General features: G+C 72.4%; 16 protein-coding genes. 9 read left to right on the top strand and 7 right to left on the bottom strand.

The window, feature by feature from the left end; all coding sequences use genetic code 11:
• Positions 1-212 precede the first annotated feature (212 nt).
• Complete coding sequence (locus AMK10_RS10790; RefSeq protein ID WP_073747360.1) at positions 213-2,258, bottom strand: MDR family MFS transporter; 2,046 nt, start codon at positions 2,256-2,258, stop codon at positions 213-215.
• Positions 2,259-2,397: 139 nt separating this feature from the next.
• Here AMK10_RS10790 and AMK10_RS10785 point away from each other — a divergent pair, with 139 nt between their 5' ends.
• Both AMK10_RS10785 and AMK10_RS10780 read left to right on the top strand, forming a co-directional pair.
• Positions 2,398-3,396: a peptidoglycan-binding domain-containing protein gene (locus AMK10_RS10785; protein ID WP_073747358.1), complete on the top strand. Its 999-nt coding sequence runs from the start codon at positions 2,398-2,400 to the stop codon at positions 3,394-3,396.
• 154 nt (positions 3,397-3,550) lie between these two features.
• Entirely contained in the window at positions 3,551-4,213 is a 663-nt protein-coding gene (locus AMK10_RS10780; RefSeq protein WP_073747356.1) for an HAD-IA family hydrolase, read from the top strand.
• An 88-nt stretch (positions 4,214-4,301) separates the two neighbouring features.
• On the opposite strand, the gene AMK10_RS10775 is transcribed toward AMK10_RS10780, so the two are convergent.
• Positions 4,302-5,036, bottom strand: a complete 735-nt coding sequence (locus AMK10_RS10775) for an ABC transporter permease (RefSeq protein ID WP_073747354.1) — start codon at positions 5,034-5,036, stop codon at positions 4,302-4,304.
• 425 nt (positions 5,037-5,461) lie between these two features.
• Between AMK10_RS10775 and AMK10_RS10770 the strand changes: the two genes are divergently transcribed.
• The 4 genes from AMK10_RS10770 (at position 5,462) to AMK10_RS10755 (ending at position 9,330) form a co-directional block, all read left to right on the top strand.
• On the top strand, positions 5,462-6,094 hold the full coding sequence (locus AMK10_RS10770) for an HNH endonuclease family protein (protein WP_073747351.1): 633 nt from the start codon (positions 5,462-5,464) through the stop codon (positions 6,092-6,094).
• A gap of 123 nt (positions 6,095-6,217) precedes the next feature.
• On the top strand, positions 6,218-7,894 hold the full coding sequence (locus AMK10_RS10765; protein WP_073747349.1) for an alkaline phosphatase D family protein: 1,677 nt from the start codon (positions 6,218-6,220) through the stop codon (positions 7,892-7,894).
• Between the two features lie 113 nt (positions 7,895-8,007).
• A complete protein-coding gene (locus AMK10_RS10760; RefSeq protein WP_073747347.1) occupies positions 8,008-8,466 on the top strand; it encodes a DoxX family protein in 459 nt (152 codons plus the stop codon).
• Positions 8,467-8,661: 195 nt separating this feature from the next.
• Positions 8,662-9,330 (top strand): DedA family protein, encoded by a 669-nt coding sequence (locus tag AMK10_RS10755; protein WP_073747345.1) that lies wholly within the window; start codon positions 8,662-8,664, stop codon positions 9,328-9,330.
• 27 nt (positions 9,331-9,357) lie between these two features.
• On the opposite strand, the gene AMK10_RS10750 is transcribed toward AMK10_RS10755, so the two are convergent.
• The 5 genes from AMK10_RS10750 to AMK10_RS10730 form a co-directional block, all read right to left on the bottom strand.
• Positions 9,358-9,582, bottom strand: coding sequence for a DUF2277 domain-containing protein (locus AMK10_RS10750; protein ID WP_073747343.1), 225 nt, complete (start codon positions 9,580-9,582; stop codon positions 9,358-9,360).
• Between the two features lie 43 nt (positions 9,583-9,625).
• Positions 9,626-10,999 carry a DUF1254 domain-containing protein gene (locus AMK10_RS10745; protein WP_073747341.1) on the bottom strand — a complete coding sequence of 458 codons (1,374 nt, stop codon included), beginning with the start codon at positions 10,997-10,999 and terminating at the stop codon, positions 9,626-9,628.
• A gap of 1 nt (position 11,000) precedes the next feature.
• A complete protein-coding gene (locus AMK10_RS10740) occupies positions 11,001-11,444 on the bottom strand; it encodes a DUF7144 family membrane protein (RefSeq protein WP_073747339.1) in 444 nt (147 codons plus the stop codon).
• Positions 11,445-11,578: 134 nt separating this feature from the next.
• Complete coding sequence (locus AMK10_RS10735) at positions 11,579-11,923, bottom strand: hypothetical protein (RefSeq protein WP_073748026.1); 345 nt, start codon at positions 11,921-11,923, stop codon at positions 11,579-11,581.
• Between the two features lie 5 nt (positions 11,924-11,928).
• Positions 11,929-12,144: a hypothetical protein gene (locus tag AMK10_RS10730; protein ID WP_073747337.1), complete on the bottom strand. Its 216-nt coding sequence runs from the start codon at positions 12,142-12,144 to the stop codon at positions 11,929-11,931.
• A 162-nt stretch (positions 12,145-12,306) separates the two neighbouring features.
• Between AMK10_RS10730 and AMK10_RS10725 the strand changes: the two genes are divergently transcribed.
• The 3 genes from AMK10_RS10725 to AMK10_RS10715 all read left to right on the top strand — a co-directional run bounded on the left by AMK10_RS10725 (position 12,307) and on the right by AMK10_RS10715 (position 14,276).
• Positions 12,307-12,873 carry a flavoprotein gene (locus AMK10_RS10725; protein WP_198959673.1) on the top strand — a complete coding sequence of 189 codons (567 nt, stop codon included), beginning with the start codon at positions 12,307-12,309 and terminating at the stop codon, positions 12,871-12,873.
• A gap of 41 nt (positions 12,874-12,914) precedes the next feature.
• Positions 12,915-13,460, top strand: coding sequence for an MOSC domain-containing protein (locus tag AMK10_RS10720; RefSeq protein WP_073748024.1), 546 nt, complete (start codon positions 12,915-12,917; stop codon positions 13,458-13,460).
• 237 nt (positions 13,461-13,697) lie between these two features.
• Positions 13,698-14,276 (top strand): dihydrofolate reductase family protein, encoded by a 579-nt coding sequence (locus tag AMK10_RS10715; protein WP_073747335.1) that lies wholly within the window; start codon positions 13,698-13,700, stop codon positions 14,274-14,276.
• The last annotated feature ends 43 nt before the right edge of the window (positions 14,277-14,319 follow it).

Raw genomic sequence — 14,319 nt, 5'->3', positions numbered from 1 at the left:
CACTGTCCCCTCGGCCCGGGTTTGTGCGGATGTAGCCTCGCATTGCCCTGTGAGGTAGACCCAATCAACCCCCACTTCGCCTGACTGTCACCACTCATTTGCCGAAAGAATGACCGAATGACGGCTGTTTCCGTCGAGGTCGGAGCCCTGGTCTGTCCGTCATACGTGAGGTTCCGCGCCACCGGGGCCGGGGCCCGGCCCGGTCAGCCCCGTCAGCCCACCGAGTGGTCGCGGCGCGGGTCGGGCATGTGGGGGCGTTCCTTGCTCGATCCGCTCACCTCGGCCGTCAGCTCCGCGACGAGGCGGACCAGGTCGGTGGGCCGGTCGGGTCCCCACCAGTCGCCCAGCAGCTCGGCCAGTGACTCCTCGCGGGCCCCCGACAGCTTGACCACGGCCTCCGCGCCCCGCTCGGTGAGCACGAGCTGCATGCCCTCGCGCCTGGCCAGACCGCGTTCCTCCACCTGCCGGGCGGCCGAGGTGATCACCCGCAGCGGCACCGGGGCGACCTCGGCGAGCCGTCCGGGCTCGACGGTGCCGTGCCGTTTGATGCGCAGCAGCAGCCAGCTGGCGGCGGGCAGCAGGTCGTAGCCCGCCTTGGCGGTGATCTTCTCGTAGATCTCGCGGCGCCCCTCCCGGGTGGCGAGCACCGAGAGGGCGCGGGCGCACTCGTCGTACGAGGACCGCTGGACCGGGTTGGAGGCCAGCGTCTCGCTGGTGTCGGGTGCGGTCACCGAGCCGCGCAGGGGCTCCTCCTTGAGGAACCAGGCGAAGACGAAGGCGACGAGGACGACGGGGGCCGCGTAGAGGAAGACGTCGGTGATCGAGGTCGAGTAGGCGCTGAGGACCGAGGAGCGCAGATCCGCCGGGAGCTCGCCGATGGCCCGGGGATCGGCCGCCAGGGCACCGGCGTCGACGCCGGGCGGGAGCGGGCGGCCGCTGAGTGCGTCCTCCAGTTTGCCGCTCAGCCTGTTGGTGAAGATGGTGCCGAAGACGGCCACACCGAACGAGGCTCCGATGGACCTGAAGAAGGTCGCCCCCGAGGTGGCGACGCCGAGGTCCTCGTATCCGACGGAGTTCTGCACGATCAGCACGAGCACCTGCATCACGAGGCCGAGCCCTGCGCCGAAGACGAAGAAGCAGAGGCTCATCGTCCAGGTGGAGCTGTTCTCCGAGAGCGTGTGGAGCAGCAGCAGACCGACGACGGTGACCGCGGTGCCGGCGATCGGGAAGACCTTCCAGCGGCCCGTACGGCTGACGAGCTGGCCGGAGCCGGTCGAGGTGATCAGCATGCCGAAGACCATCGGCAGCATGTGCACGCCGGACATCGTCGGGGAGATGCCGTGCACGACCTGGAGGAAGGTCGGCAGATAGGTCATCGCGCCGAACATCGCGAAGCCGATGACGAAGCTGATCGCGGCGACGAGGCTGAAGGTCCTCATCCGGAACAGCTTCAGCGGCAGCACGGGTTCGGCGGCCCGGCGCTCGGCCGCGACGAACGCCACGAGCAGCACCACGGCGAGGACCGCGAGGGCGATGATCTGTACGGAGCTCCAGGCCCAGGTGGTGCCGCCGAGCGAGGCGACGAGGACCAGGCAGGTGGCGACCGAGGCGATGAGGAAGGTGCCGAGGTAGTCGATGGTGTGCTTGGTGCGGCGGACCGGGATGTGCAGGGCCGCGGCGATGACGAGCAGCGCGACGACGCCGATGGGCAGGTTGATGTAGAAGACCCAGCGCCAGCTGAGGTGCTCGGTGAAGAAGCCGCCGAGCAGCGGCCCCAGGACGCTGGTGACACCGAAGACGGCACCGAACAGGCCCTGGTACTTCCCTCGTTCGCGCGGGGTGACGATGTCGCCGACGATCGCCATGGAGAGCACCATCAGCCCGCCGCCGCCGAGCCCCTGGAGGGCGCGGAAGCCGATCAGCTGAGGCATGTTCTGGGCCATCCCGCAGAGCGCGGAGCCGACGAGGAAGATGACGATGGCCGTCTGGAAGAGCTTCTTGCGCCCGTACTGGTCGCCGAGCTTGCCCCAGAGCGGGGTGGCCGCGGTCGCCGCCAGCATGTAGGCGGTGACGACCCAGGACAGATGGTCCAGGCCGCCCAGCTCGCTGACGATCGTGGGAAGGGCGGTGGAGACGATGGTCTGATCGAGTGCGGCGAGCAGCATGCCGAGCAGCAGGGCACCGATGGACACCAGGACACTCCGCCTGGACCGCCCCTCACCCGACGCAAGGGGTGGCGGGCTCAACTGCTGGGCCATGAGCATCTCCTCGGGTCCGCTTCACCCCCATCCTGGCCGCTGTGTGCCGTTATGGCCTGCCGAGCAGCGGAAAGGCCGGTTGGGCTTCCCCGTGGCGGCCTGCATAATCGCAGCAGTTCAAAGGGGAGGGGAACCCACGATGACCGGACATATATGCCCGGAGTGCGGCGGCGGGCAGAGCGCGAGACCCGGGGCGGGGTGCGCCTGCGGAGCCGGTACGCCCGCACCGGGCGGATCGTCCGGCCGGGGCCAGGATGCCTGGACGGCGGGCCGGGACGCGCGCTCGGCCGAGATGGCGGCGGCCGAGGACTTCGACCCGCTGCGGATCCGGCCGTACGTGACGCTGGGCGGCGAGGACGCGCAGGACCGGGACGCCCCCGCGGCGGCCACCACGATGCCCCTGTTCATCGGTGGCGCCCCGGGCCCCGTACCGGGTGATCTGCCGGGGCCGCTGCCCGACGCCGTCGCCCCGGACGAGGCTCACCGGCGTACGGCCGCGGCCTATGCGGGCGGCGGGCCCGACCCGGTGCAGCCGCGCCGCCGCCGGCCCTTCACGGTCGCCGCGGTGGGCGCCGCCGTCGTCGCGGTGGTGGGCACGGCCGCCTTCGCCGGGGGTCTGTTCGACGGCGCCGAGCGGCGGGACACGGTCCTGCCCGAGATCACGACGACGAGCGTGCCGGATTCGACGGACGGCCCGGCCGCGTCCGTGTCGGAGTCCCCCTCGGCGTCCGCGTCGGCCACCCCGTCCCGGTCGGCGTCCGCGTCGGCATCGGCGTCGCCCACCCCGTCGCGGAGCCCCTCGGCGTCCCGTACGGCCACACCTTCCGCTTCACCGACGCCCACGGCGTCCGCGACGCAGGCGCCCACCACGACCCCGGCGGCTCCGCCCGCGCTCGCCGCCGGTCCCACCCTGAGGCGCGGGGACGAGGGCGCCGAGGTCGCCGAGCTCCAGCGCCGGCTTCAGGAGATCTGGATCTACCGGGGGCCGGAGGACGGCGAGTACGGGGACCGGGTGGAGGACGCCGTCGCCGAGTTCCAGCGATGGATCTCGGCACAGGACGACCCTTCGGGTGTGTACGGACCGGAGACCCGCCGCGCCCTGGAGGAGCGGACGACCGGCGCGGGGCGGCATTCCTGAGAGCCCGCCCGGCACCGGATTGGCGTTTCGGCGCCGGTTTTTGTACCGTGATGGAACAAAGTAGCCTCCGCCCGTTCTCCCTGACCGGCGGGCGGGGCTGCTTGTCTTCTTCACCGCAGCCGTGAGCTGTCCCCCCGCGCTCTGGAGCATGCCCATGCCGGCCACCGTCCTCGAAGCCCGCGCCCTCCTGCTCGACATGGACGGCACCCTCGTCAATTCCGACGCGGTGGTCGAGCGCTGCTGGCGCCGCTGGGCGCTCGCACAGGGGCTCGATCCCGAGGCGGCGCTCAAGGTGGTCCACGGCCGTCAGGGTTACGCCACGATGGCCGCCCTGCTGCCGGACCGCCCCATGGAGCAGAACTACGCGGAGAACCGCGTCATGCTCGCCGAGGAGACCGCGGACACCGAGGGCGTGGTCCCCATCGGCGGCGCCCCCGCCTTCATGGCCGCGATCGCGGACCTCCCGCACGCGCTGGTGACCTCGGCCGACGAGGCGCTCGCCCAGGCCCGCATGGGGGCCGCCGCGCTGCCGATGCCGGGGACCCGGGTGACCGCCGAGATGGTCGGCGCGAGCAAGCCCGACCCCGAGGGCTTCCTCAAGGGCGCGGCCGAGCTGGGCTTCGACGCGGCGGACTGCATCGTGTTCGAGGACTCCGAGGCGGGCATCGCGGCGGGCCGGGCGGCGGGCATGCGCGTCGTCGGCGTCGGCCCGCGCGCGGCGGCGCTCTCCCCCGACGCCCATGTCGAGGACCTGACGGCACTCCGCGTGGAGGCGGTCGCGGACGGCTCGATCCGCCTGCACGTCGACGCTCGCTGAGCCGCTTCCTCCCGACACCGGCGATCACCGCCCCGCCACAGCCCTGCCCGCACCGCGCGGCTCGCGCCCGCACCCACGCACGCCCCGCTCACTCCCGGTGCAGCAGCCCCCGCGCGATCAGCTCCAGTACCAGCGCGACGGCCACGGCCTGTACGGCCATCAGCGCGACCAGGACGAACAGTTGCACCGCACCCGCCTCCACCGGTGAGGCGCCGCCGAGCAGCATGCCCACGAAGGCGCCCGGGAGGGTGACGAGCCCCACCGTCCGGGTCTGGTCGAGTCCGGGCAGCAGCGCGTCCGACGCGGCGGGGCGGGCGATCTCCAGCCGCGCGTCCCGGTCGAGCAGGCCGAGCGCCATCCCGGCCTCCACCTCCCCGCGCCGGGTGGCGAGTTCGTCCAGCGCGCGCCGCCCGCCGAGCACCGTCGCGGTGAGCGCACCCCCGATGAGGATGCCCGTGACCGGGATCAGCGCGATGCCGCGCACCGGGATGAGCCCGGTGAGCAGCAGCGCCACGACCACGGGCACCACCCCCGCGCCGATCGGCAGTGCGGTCCACCACCAGGTGCGGTTGCCGGTGATCCGCCGCCCCGCGGTGCGCACCGCGACCGCGAACATCAGGACCAGGAAGCCCAGCAGCGGCCCCAGGGAACGCACCACCCAGCCGATGAGCAGTGAGACGGCGGCCAGTTGGACCGCCGCCCGCAGCCCGGCGACGGCGATCTCGCGGGACCTGCCGAGCGAGGCCCACGCCGCGACGGCGGCGGCGAAGACCAGCAGGACGGCGAGGACGACGCCGAGCGTGGGAGTGACCGGAAGCAGCACCCGGCCACCCTAGGACCTCGCACGGAGGCCGCGGACCCGCTCGCGGGCCGCCGAGCGCCACCGGCTCCCGGTGCGGCCGCCGGGCAGCCCGAGCGCCGCGAGCCCCCGTGCTGTCCGCCGAACCGGAGCGCGCCGCCGCTGCCCGTGAGCCCGCCGAACCGGAGCGCGCCGCCAGTCCCGTGCGGCCGGTCGAGCCGGAGCGAGCCGCCATTGCCCCGTACGCCCCGTCGGGTCGGCACACCGTCAGCACCCGTGCTCGAACACGCTTCGGACGGGACGTCAGACCTACCGTCCTACCCCTTGATGTGACGTGCGCATGTCGTCACTCTGTTACCTGGCGACCACCCCACCGAAACCCGGCGCCGCCACGATGGCCTGGCTCCACAGGTCGCCCGCCCGAAGCCCCCCACATCAAGGGAGTTCGCATGTCCGGTATCTACGCGCGTCGCATAGCCGTCGTCGCACTCGCCGCAACCACCGGTCTCCTCACGGCCCCGACCGCCCAGGCCGCGATGCCCACCCCGGTCGCCGCCTCGACGGCCCGCACGTATCTGAGCCAGCTCACCGTCTCCGCCGAGGGCTCGTCGAGCGGTTACAGCCGCGACAAGTTCCCGCACTGGATCACGCAGTCGGGCGCCTGCAACACCCGTGAGGTGGTGCTGAAGCGCGACGGCACCGGCGTCGTCCAGGACTCCTCCTGCGCCGCGACCAGCGGCAGCTGGTACTCGCAGTACGACGGCGCGACCTGGACCGCCGCGTCCGACCTGGACATCGACCACATGGTCCCGCTCGCCGAGGCCTGGCGCTCCGGGGCGAGCAGCTGGACCACCGCCCAGCGCCAGTCCTTCGCCAACGACCTGACCCGCCCTCAGCTCATCGCGGTCACCGACAACGTCAACCAGTCCAAGAGCGACCAGGACCCGGGCGAGTGGCTGCCGTCGCGCACGGCCTACCGCTGCACCTACGCACGCGCCTGGGTGCACGTGAAGCACTACTACGGCCTCAGCGTCGACTCGACCGAGAAGAGTGCCCTGCAGTCCGTCCTGAACGGCTGCTGAACCAGCCCGCCCGTCCGCGCCCCGGGCCCCTGGGCCCGGGGCACCCGGCGGAACCGGCCCACCCCCCTCGCTCGTTCCGTACCCTACGGAGCCATCGGTCACGGCGACACGAGGAGGGCACACATGGCCGGGCTACGCCTGGGACCACTGCTGAGGTACGTCGACTGGGAGACCGGTTCCCGGGCGACGGTCTGGGTGGAGGCGTCCAGGCCCTGCACCGCGGAGGTCCGCTGCGCGGACGGGGCGGCGGGCGTCTCCCCCACCTTCGCCGTCCAGGGTCACCACTACGCCCTGGTGGTGGTCACCGGCCTGACCCCGGGCTCCACCACGCCCTACGAGGTACTGCTCGACGGGCACAAGGTCTGGCCGCCAGAGGAGTCCCCCTTCCCGCCGAGCACCATTACGACCCCCGTGCTGCCGGTGCCGGAGGAGGCGGGCCCGGTCAGGATCGCCTTCGGCTCCTGCCGCTGGGCGGCCCCTCCGGCCCATGGGCACGACCCCATCGGCCCCGACGCGCTCGACGCCCTGGCCACCCGCCTCGCCGCGGACCCCGAGGCCGTACGCCCGGACGTCCTGCTGCTCCTCGGGGACCAGGTGTACGCGGACGAGACCTCGCAGGCCACCCAGCGCAGGCTCGCGACGCGCCGTGATCTCGACGAGGCCCCCGGAGCGGAGGTGGCGGACTACGAGGAGTACACCCACCTCTACGACGAGTCCTGGCGCGACCCGGACGTGCGCTGGCTGCTGTCCACGGTTCCCAGCTGCATGATCTTCGACGATCACGACGTGATCGACGACTGGAACACCAGCGATGCCTGGCTCCAGGACATGCGGGCCCTGCCCTGGTGGCACGAGCGGATCGTCAGCGGGCTCATGTCGTACTGGGTCTACCAGCACATCGGCAACCTCTCCCCCGACGCCCTGGAGACCGACCCGCTGTACGCGGCGGTGCGGGCCGTGCCCGACGCCACCGAGACCCTGCGCCGCCACGCGGCGGCGGCCGACGCCGACCCCACGCTCACCCGGTGGAGCTATCGGCGTGTTTTCGGCCGAGTACGGGTGATGATGGTCGACACCCGCGCGGCGCGGGTCCTGGACGAGCAGAGCCGGTCGATGCTCCGCGACAGCGAGGCCGCCTGGCTGCGCGACGAGATACTCGACGACCCCGCGTCCTACGACCATCTGCTGATCGGCACCTCGCTGCCCTGGCTGCTGCCGCCTCTCATACACGACGGGGAGACGTGGAACGCCTCGCTGTGCCGGGGCCGGCGCGGCGAGCGCTGGGCGCGCCTCGGCGAGAAGATCCGGCGGGCCGGTGACCTGGAGCATTGGGCCGCGTTCCCCGATTCCTTCCGCCGGCTGACGGAGCTCCTGAGGGAGGCGGGCCAGGGGCCGGACGCGCCCGCGACGGTATGCGTGCTCTCGGGCGATGTGCACCATGCGTACATCGCCGAGCCCCAGTGGACCACTCCGACCCCGGACGGCACTCCCGCCTCACGCGTACTGCAACTGACCTGCTCTCCCGTCCACAACTCCGTCCCCGGATACATGCGGGCGGGCTTCCGCTTCGGCTGGAGCCGGCCGGGCCGTTGGCTGGGGCGCGCGCTGGCACGCCACGGGCGGACCGGAGCCCCGCCGATGCGCTGGCGCAGGACCGGTGGACCTTGGTTCGGCAATCAGCTGATGACCCTCACACTGCGCGGCCGAAAAGCCTCACTGACATTGGTTCAGGCCAGAGCCAGGCCCGAAGGAGCACAGCTGGAGACCGTTATGGAGCGTTCACTCACCTCGAACGGCTGATCGATTTTCAGCCAGTCGACATAATGTTGAACTTGCAAGTAATAATGAGGCCAACCTAACCTTGAGGGCTCTCGATCGGTTCACGTCCCCAGACCGAAGGAGCCCCACTCTCCATGTCCATACGTCTGAACCGGGCCCAGCCGTACGCACTCGGACTCTTCCGGGTCGTCATCGGTTTCCTCTTCGCCTGCCACGGCGCCGCCTCGCTCTTCGGAGTCCTCGGCGGCGCCATGGGCGGCGGCACCGTCCCCGCCGGCACCTGGCCCGGCTGGTACGCGGCCGTGATCCAGCTCGTCGGCGGCGCCCTCGTCGCCCTCGGCCTGGGCACCCGCATCGCCGCCTTCGTCGCCTCCGGCTCCATGGCCTACGCGTACTTCAAGGTCCACCAGCCCGAGTCGCTGTTCCCCCTGCAGAACGGCGGCGAGGCCTCGGCCGTCTTCTGCTGGGCCTTCCTGCTCCTGGTCTTCACCGGCCCCGGCGCCCTGGCCCTCGACCGGCTGTTCTCCTCGCGCGACAGCGCCGTACGCGAGGACGAGCCCGCCCGCGAACAGGCCCGGACCGTCTCGGTCTGACCACCCCGCACCCCGCGCCCCGGCCCCCCTTCCCTACGAGGGGTGCCGGGGCGTACGTGACCTCCACAACATCCCCGGGTCGGCGGCGAATGCCGGGTGAACAGCAGGCGTACGCTGTACAGCTGGCCCTGCCGCTCCTGCCGCTCCCCTGCGACGTCGCGGCGTTGAGACGGAACACGGAACGGGGAGTAGAACGTGCTGGAGAGTGTGGGTGCGCTGACCGGCAGCCCATGGATCTACGCGGTGGTCGCCCTCTCCGTACTCCTGGACGTCTTCCTGCCCGTGCTGCCCAGCGGTGTACTGGTGATCACCGCCGCCACCGCCGCGGCCGCGAGCACGACGACGGTCACCGCGGCGGCCGGGGAGGCCACGCGGCACGTGCCCTCCCTGCTCGTCCTGACGCTCTGCGCGGCGACCGCCTCGGTCCTCGGCGACCTCGTCGCCTACCGCCTCGCCTGGCGCGGCGGCGACCGCCTCGACCGGGCCATCGCACGCTCCCGCCGCCTCACCACCGCGCAGGAACGTCTCGGCGCCGCGCTGAGCCGTGGCGGAGGCGCCCTCGTCGTTGTCGCGCGCTTCGCACCGGCAGGCCGCTCCGTCGTCTCCCTGGGCGCGGGCGCCGCTCACCGCAAGGTGAAGGAATTCCTGCCCTGGTCGGCCGTCGCGGGTGTGGCCTGGGCGGTCTACAGCGTGGGCCTCGGCTACTTCGGCGGCCAGTGGCTGGGCGCGAGCTGGCTGGGCACTGCGGTCTCGGTCCTGGCCCTGTTCCTGGCGGGCGCCCTCGCCGCGCTCGTCGTCCGCCGCCCGTCCCCGACGGCCACGGTGACGGGAGTGGCAGTGGCCGACGCCCCGGCCGGGCACTGAGACCGGACACCGGGCGACGTACCGGGCTCACGCCCGGGCGGCGGCGCCCCGTATCTCCAGGCCGTCCAGCAGCCGGTGGGTCGCGTCGGCGATCTCGGCCACGGCGCGGTCGAAGACCTCCTGGTTGTGCGCGGCGGGCGCGCGGAAGCCCGACACCTTGCGCACGTACTGCAGGGCGGCGGCTCGCATCTCCTCCTCGGTGGCCTCTTCGGGGATGGCTGGCGGACGAAGGGTCTTGATACTGCGGCACATGCCTCCAGTGTGCGACGCACCACTGACAACGCGCCCCGGAAACCTACGCGTCCAGCCGCTCGACCGGCGGAATGACGAAGCTGCCGTCGAGAACGGCCTGGTCAGGCAGGTGGAGCCGCATCACGGGCCGGAAGCGGCCGAGCGGCACGGGGACCCAGTTCGCCGCCCCCGCGGCGTCCCGCGGCCGTTCCGCGGACAGATGGAGCGTCAGCGAGCCGTCGGCGCCGTGGACGAGCCCGGGCGTACGGTCCCCGACCGCGTGACGGTCCTCCCCGTGCGCGACGAGATGGCCGCCGGGGACGTCGTACGCGGTCACGGACCAGAAGGCCCTGACCGGTGGCGGCTGCGCGAGGCGCAGGACGTAGCGGTGCGCCCCGTCCAGCGACCGCCCCCGGGAGTCGCGCGACGCGTGGGCGTACACCGCCTCGTATCCGTGCGGAAGCCAGTACCCCCTCCTCGCCGCCACCGCCCTGACCAGGTACGACGCATCCCGGTCCGGGATCTGCCACTCCGGCGAGCCGAGCGCGCCGACGCCGAAGTGGTCCAGGTTGTAGTCGCGCAGGTGCGGCTCGGCGTGCCAGGCGCCCGGGGTGCCTCCCACCGCCGCGCCGGGACGCCTGGCCGCCTCCTCCACCCGCAGCCTGCCCAGCGCGAGGCCCCGCGTCAGTGCGCGTACGAGACCGGGGCGGGGCGACACGTACGGCGAGAGCCCCTCCTCCAGCAGCCCCAGCGGCTGGAACCGGTCCTGGTACGCCCGATCGGCGGGGGCGGGCGGGAAGTCGCCCATCCACACCCGGAGCTCCTCGAAGAACCGCAGCTCACCCGGCACCCCGGACTCCGTCGCCGGCAGCCCGGTGCGGTGGGCCCGGTCGCCCAGATGCGTGAGCGTGAGCTCCTGCTGGAGCGCCCTGACGCGGGCCAGGTCCCCGGGCCCGTCGCACGCGATGCGGCCGAAGACGGAGACGACCGAGGTGGGCGCGTCGATCACACCCGACACCACGTCGGGCACGGTGCCCGACCAGCCGGGCGGAACGATCATCCAGTCGCCCTCGCCGGTGCCGGTGCCCCTCGGGCCGAGATAGGCGAAGGCGTTGCTCCACGCGTCGACGAACTGGAGCACGTAGTACGCCCCACCGGTGTCGGGCACGTGCAGCCTGACCGGTCCGCCGGAGAGATCGAGCTGCGCGAGCGCGTCCACGAGGTCGGCCGGGGCGAACGGGACGTGCGCGCCGGGTGCCGCCGGTCCCTCCGCGTGCGCGAAGTCGTTGAAGGGCGCCGGAGCCAGCGGCCCGAAGCCCTCCTGGAGGCAGGCCTGGACGCCCGACAGCCTGCGGACGAGCGGCGAGCCGTACACGTACGCGTCGGCGGCCAGCGCCGTCGCCGCGTCGGGCCCCGTGCCGCCTCGCCCCGGGCCCACGTCAGATGACCGGCTTCGCCCGGTGGGCGCACAGGGCCCAGATCACGAAGGTGTCGATCGCGATGGAGATGATCGCCCACACCGGCTGGTAGGGCAGCCAGACGAAGTTCGCGATCAGGTTCAGCGCCGCCAGCACGATGCCCACGCCCCAGGCCCAGGCCGCGCCCTTGAGGATGCCCCAGCCGACGAGCACCAGGATCACCCCGAGGACCAGGTGGATCCATCCCCAGGCGGTGACGTCGAACTTGAACGTGTAGTCGTTGATCCGCGTGTAGACCTCGTCGGAGGCGATGCCCGCGATCCCCTTGACGATGGCGAGGATGCCGTCGACGAGGAGCAGGACCCCCGCGAACATCACCCCGCCCGCGGCCCAGGGGCCGCCGGGGTCGGTGGCGGAGGGGCGCGAGGGGCGAGAGGGTCCGGGTGCGGGTGCTGACTGGGCCATGGGGTTCCTCCACTCGACGGACACGCGACGAACGCTCGACGGACGGCCCCGCACTGCTGCGGGCAGATCCGACCTTGTGCGACGGCCTCGCCGGCCACGACCCGGAGCTACCCGTTCGGGTGACTACACCCTGTTCAGGGCGCTCCGACGGTGACGACCTGCCCCTGTGCGTCGACGGTGAGGACGACGCGCTCCACCGTGTTGGTCAGCGCCAGGGCCGCCCACACCACGCCCCACGCGCAGCACGAGAAGACGGTGAGGAACGCATGCAGGACATGGTTCACCGGCTGCCCGCGCACCAGCACGGCCTGGCTCCCGGACCGGGACTCCACCCGCCATCCGGCCGCGACCCGCTGACTGACCACCCAGTCGAGGATCAGGCCCCGCTGGGCGGCATCGGGGGCGCTTCCGCTCGCCCCGTAGTAACCGGGGGGAGGTTCGAGTGACGCCTCGCGCCGGTGTGCTCGACGACGCTTCACGGAGCTCACCTCCAGGTGTCGAGGTCTCCGCCCCGCCACTCGATCAACTCCGGCCGGTCCAGATCGATCTCCTCGGCCCCGTCGGCGAGCCCGGCCCGCCGCAGGAACGAGGCCACGTCCCCGCGCCCGTGCGCGAGCCCGACGATCTGCCCTCGCACGGTCACCCTCCGGCCCCCGGTCGTCGAGGGCGGATACACGATCACAGGTGGATGTCCGGACATGCCTCCACGGTCCCCCGTGCCTCGCCGGACCGCATCCCGGAGCCCCGGAACGGCTGTCGGGGCCGCGATCAGCGGCAGGGCACCGTTCGTCCCCTTCTAGGGTGACGGCATGGAGATGGACGGAGTGCGCGCACGCGTGCCGCGGCACGGGACGGAGACACGATGAGTGCGGGCGGTCACAGGGTGCTGAGTGTGGTCGGAGCGGCGACGGACGGCATCGAGCAGCTGCGTACCGGCCTGGTCGGGCCGGCCATCGACCTGGGCTGGCAGGTGTCCGTGACGCTCACGCCCACCGCGGGCCGCTGGCTGAGGGCGAACGGTGAACTGGACCGCCTGGAGACCCTGACCGGCCTCCCCGTGCGGGACACGCCCCGCCTGCCGTCCGAGCCGCGCCCGCACCCCGTGGCCGACTGTCACGTCGTCGCCCCGGCAAGCGCCGACTACGTGGCGAAGCTCGCGACGGGCATCGCCGACAACCAGGCACTGACACAGGTGAGCGAAGCGCTGGGCACGACCGGCGTCCCGGTGGTGCTGTTCCCCCGTATCAACGCGGCCCACGCACGGCATCCGGCCTGGCCGGGCCACATCGAGGCGCTGCGCGCGGCGGACGTGAAGCTGGTGTACGGAGCCGATGTCTGGCCCCTGCTCGAACCCCGCCAGGGCCCGGCGGACCGTGAGCTCCCCTGGCCGGCGATCCTCGCGGAACTCGCCGCACTGGTGCTTCCCTAGGATTGCCGCGCGGATACGCGTACCAGCGGACGGGGTGGGACATGGCAGGCCGGATCACAGCGGTGAGCAGTAACGGGACGTACAGCTTCAGCAAGCCCACACGCGAGTCCATCACCCTGCTGGCCGGCCTGGGCGTCGAAGGCGACGTCCACGCGGGCGAGACGATCCGCCACCAGTTCCGCATGACCTACGAACCGGACCTGCCCAACCTGCGCCAGGTCCACCTGATGCACGAGGAGCTCTTCGACGAACTGGCCCTCAAGGGCTTCACGGTCTCCGCGGGCCGGCTCGGCGAGAACATCACCACCCGGGGCATCGACCTGCTCGGCCTTCCCACGGGCACGCTGCTGCACCTCGGCGACGAGGCGGTGGTGGAGGTGACGGGCCTCCGCAACCCGTGCGCGAAGATCAACGACTTCCAGCAGGGCCTGCTCGGCGAGGTCTTCGCGCTCGACCCGGTCTCGGGCGACTTCACCTTCAAGAGCGGCATCATGTCCGTGGTCCGCCACGGCGGCGAGGTCCGCCCGCACGACCCCATCGGCATCGAACTCCCGGCAGGCCCGCACCGACCGCTGGAACGGGTGTGAGGCGAGCATCACGAGCTCCCGCAGTCCGGGGGCATCCGGATCGGGCGGCACGGTCCGTGTCCACGCACAGCCGTGCGGGCCGACGCCCCCGCACCCGGTGCCGTACCCGAGGCGGCCCGCTGACGGCCCCGCCGTGTCGCCGACCGCACCTCCCCCGCGCCTCTTAACGTGGCAGGGCCCCTGGGGCCACGTCCGGGGCGCCCCGGCACGCGATCGACCGCACTCAGGGAGAGCACCATGGCTGCCACCTACACGTTCGACGTCTTCTCCAGCCTCGACGGCTTCGGCGCCGCCGGCGGTGACTGGACGGGCTACTGGGGCAAGCAGGGCCCCGAGCTCCTCGCCCACCGTCTCGCCCTGTACGCGGAGGCCCAGAGGATGGTCCTCGGGGCCAACACCTACCGGGCGTTCGCGGAGATGCTGGCGGCGAGCACGGAGGACTCGGATGTGCGCGACCCGTGGGTCACCCGCATGAGGAGCCTTCCGGCAACGGTGGTGTCGACCACCCTGGAAGGCGCTCTCGACTGGCCGGACGCGACGATCGCGAGCGGTGACGCCGTAGACGTCGTCGCCCGGCTGAAGCAGGAGTCGGAGGTGCCGTTGCGCTCGCACGGCAGCCTGTCGATGAACCGGGCACTGATGGCCGCCGGTCTGGTCGACCGTGTTCAGGTGACGCTCTTCCCGGTGATCACCGGCCGGACCGGACTGGACCCGGTCTTCCGGGGAGCGGCCGACTTCGACCTCGAACTGATCGAGTCGCGCACGCTGGACGACCACATCCAGGAGCTCGTCTACCGGCCCACGCTGCACGCCTGAGGTGAGGACACCACCGGCATCCTCACCCGGCTCCGGGGCGAGG

The organism is Streptomyces sp. CB02058, assembly GCF_001905505.1.
In the GTDB taxonomy this organism is placed as follows: Bacteria; Actinomycetota; Actinomycetes; order Streptomycetales; family Streptomycetaceae; genus Streptomyces.
The sequence above is the reverse complement of the archived record's forward strand: the minus strand, read 5'-3'. Positions and strand labels throughout refer to the sequence as shown.

Coding starts and splice junctions, on each gene's coding strand:
- AMK10_RS10790 (WP_073747360.1), bottom strand. CDS start 2,258: ATGGCCCAGCAGTTGAGCCCGCCACCCCTTGCGTCGGGTGAGGGGCGG.
- AMK10_RS10785 (WP_073747358.1), top strand. CDS start 2,398: ATGACCGGACATATATGCCCGGAGTGCGGCGGCGGGCAGAGCGCGAGA.
- AMK10_RS10780 (WP_073747356.1), top strand. CDS start 3,551: ATGCCGGCCACCGTCCTCGAAGCCCGCGCCCTCCTGCTCGACATGGAC.
- AMK10_RS10770 (WP_073747351.1), top strand. CDS start 5,462: ATGTCCGGTATCTACGCGCGTCGCATAGCCGTCGTCGCACTCGCCGCA.
- AMK10_RS10765 (WP_073747349.1), top strand. CDS start 6,218: ATGGCCGGGCTACGCCTGGGACCACTGCTGAGGTACGTCGACTGGGAG.
- AMK10_RS10760 (WP_073747347.1), top strand. CDS start 8,008: ATGTCCATACGTCTGAACCGGGCCCAGCCGTACGCACTCGGACTCTTC.
- AMK10_RS10750 (WP_073747343.1), bottom strand. CDS start 9,582: ATGTGCCGCAGTATCAAGACCCTTCGTCCGCCAGCCATCCCCGAAGAG.
- AMK10_RS10740 (WP_073747339.1), bottom strand. CDS start 11,444: ATGGCCCAGTCAGCACCCGCACCCGGACCCTCTCGCCCCTCGCGCCCC.
- AMK10_RS10730 (WP_073747337.1), bottom strand. CDS start 12,144: ATGTCCGGACATCCACCTGTGATCGTGTATCCGCCCTCGACGACCGGG.
- AMK10_RS10725 (WP_198959673.1), top strand. CDS start 12,307: ATGAGTGCGGGCGGTCACAGGGTGCTGAGTGTGGTCGGAGCGGCGACG.
- AMK10_RS10720 (WP_073748024.1), top strand. CDS start 12,915: ATGGCAGGCCGGATCACAGCGGTGAGCAGTAACGGGACGTACAGCTTC.
- AMK10_RS10715 (WP_073747335.1), top strand. CDS start 13,698: ATGGCTGCCACCTACACGTTCGACGTCTTCTCCAGCCTCGACGGCTTC.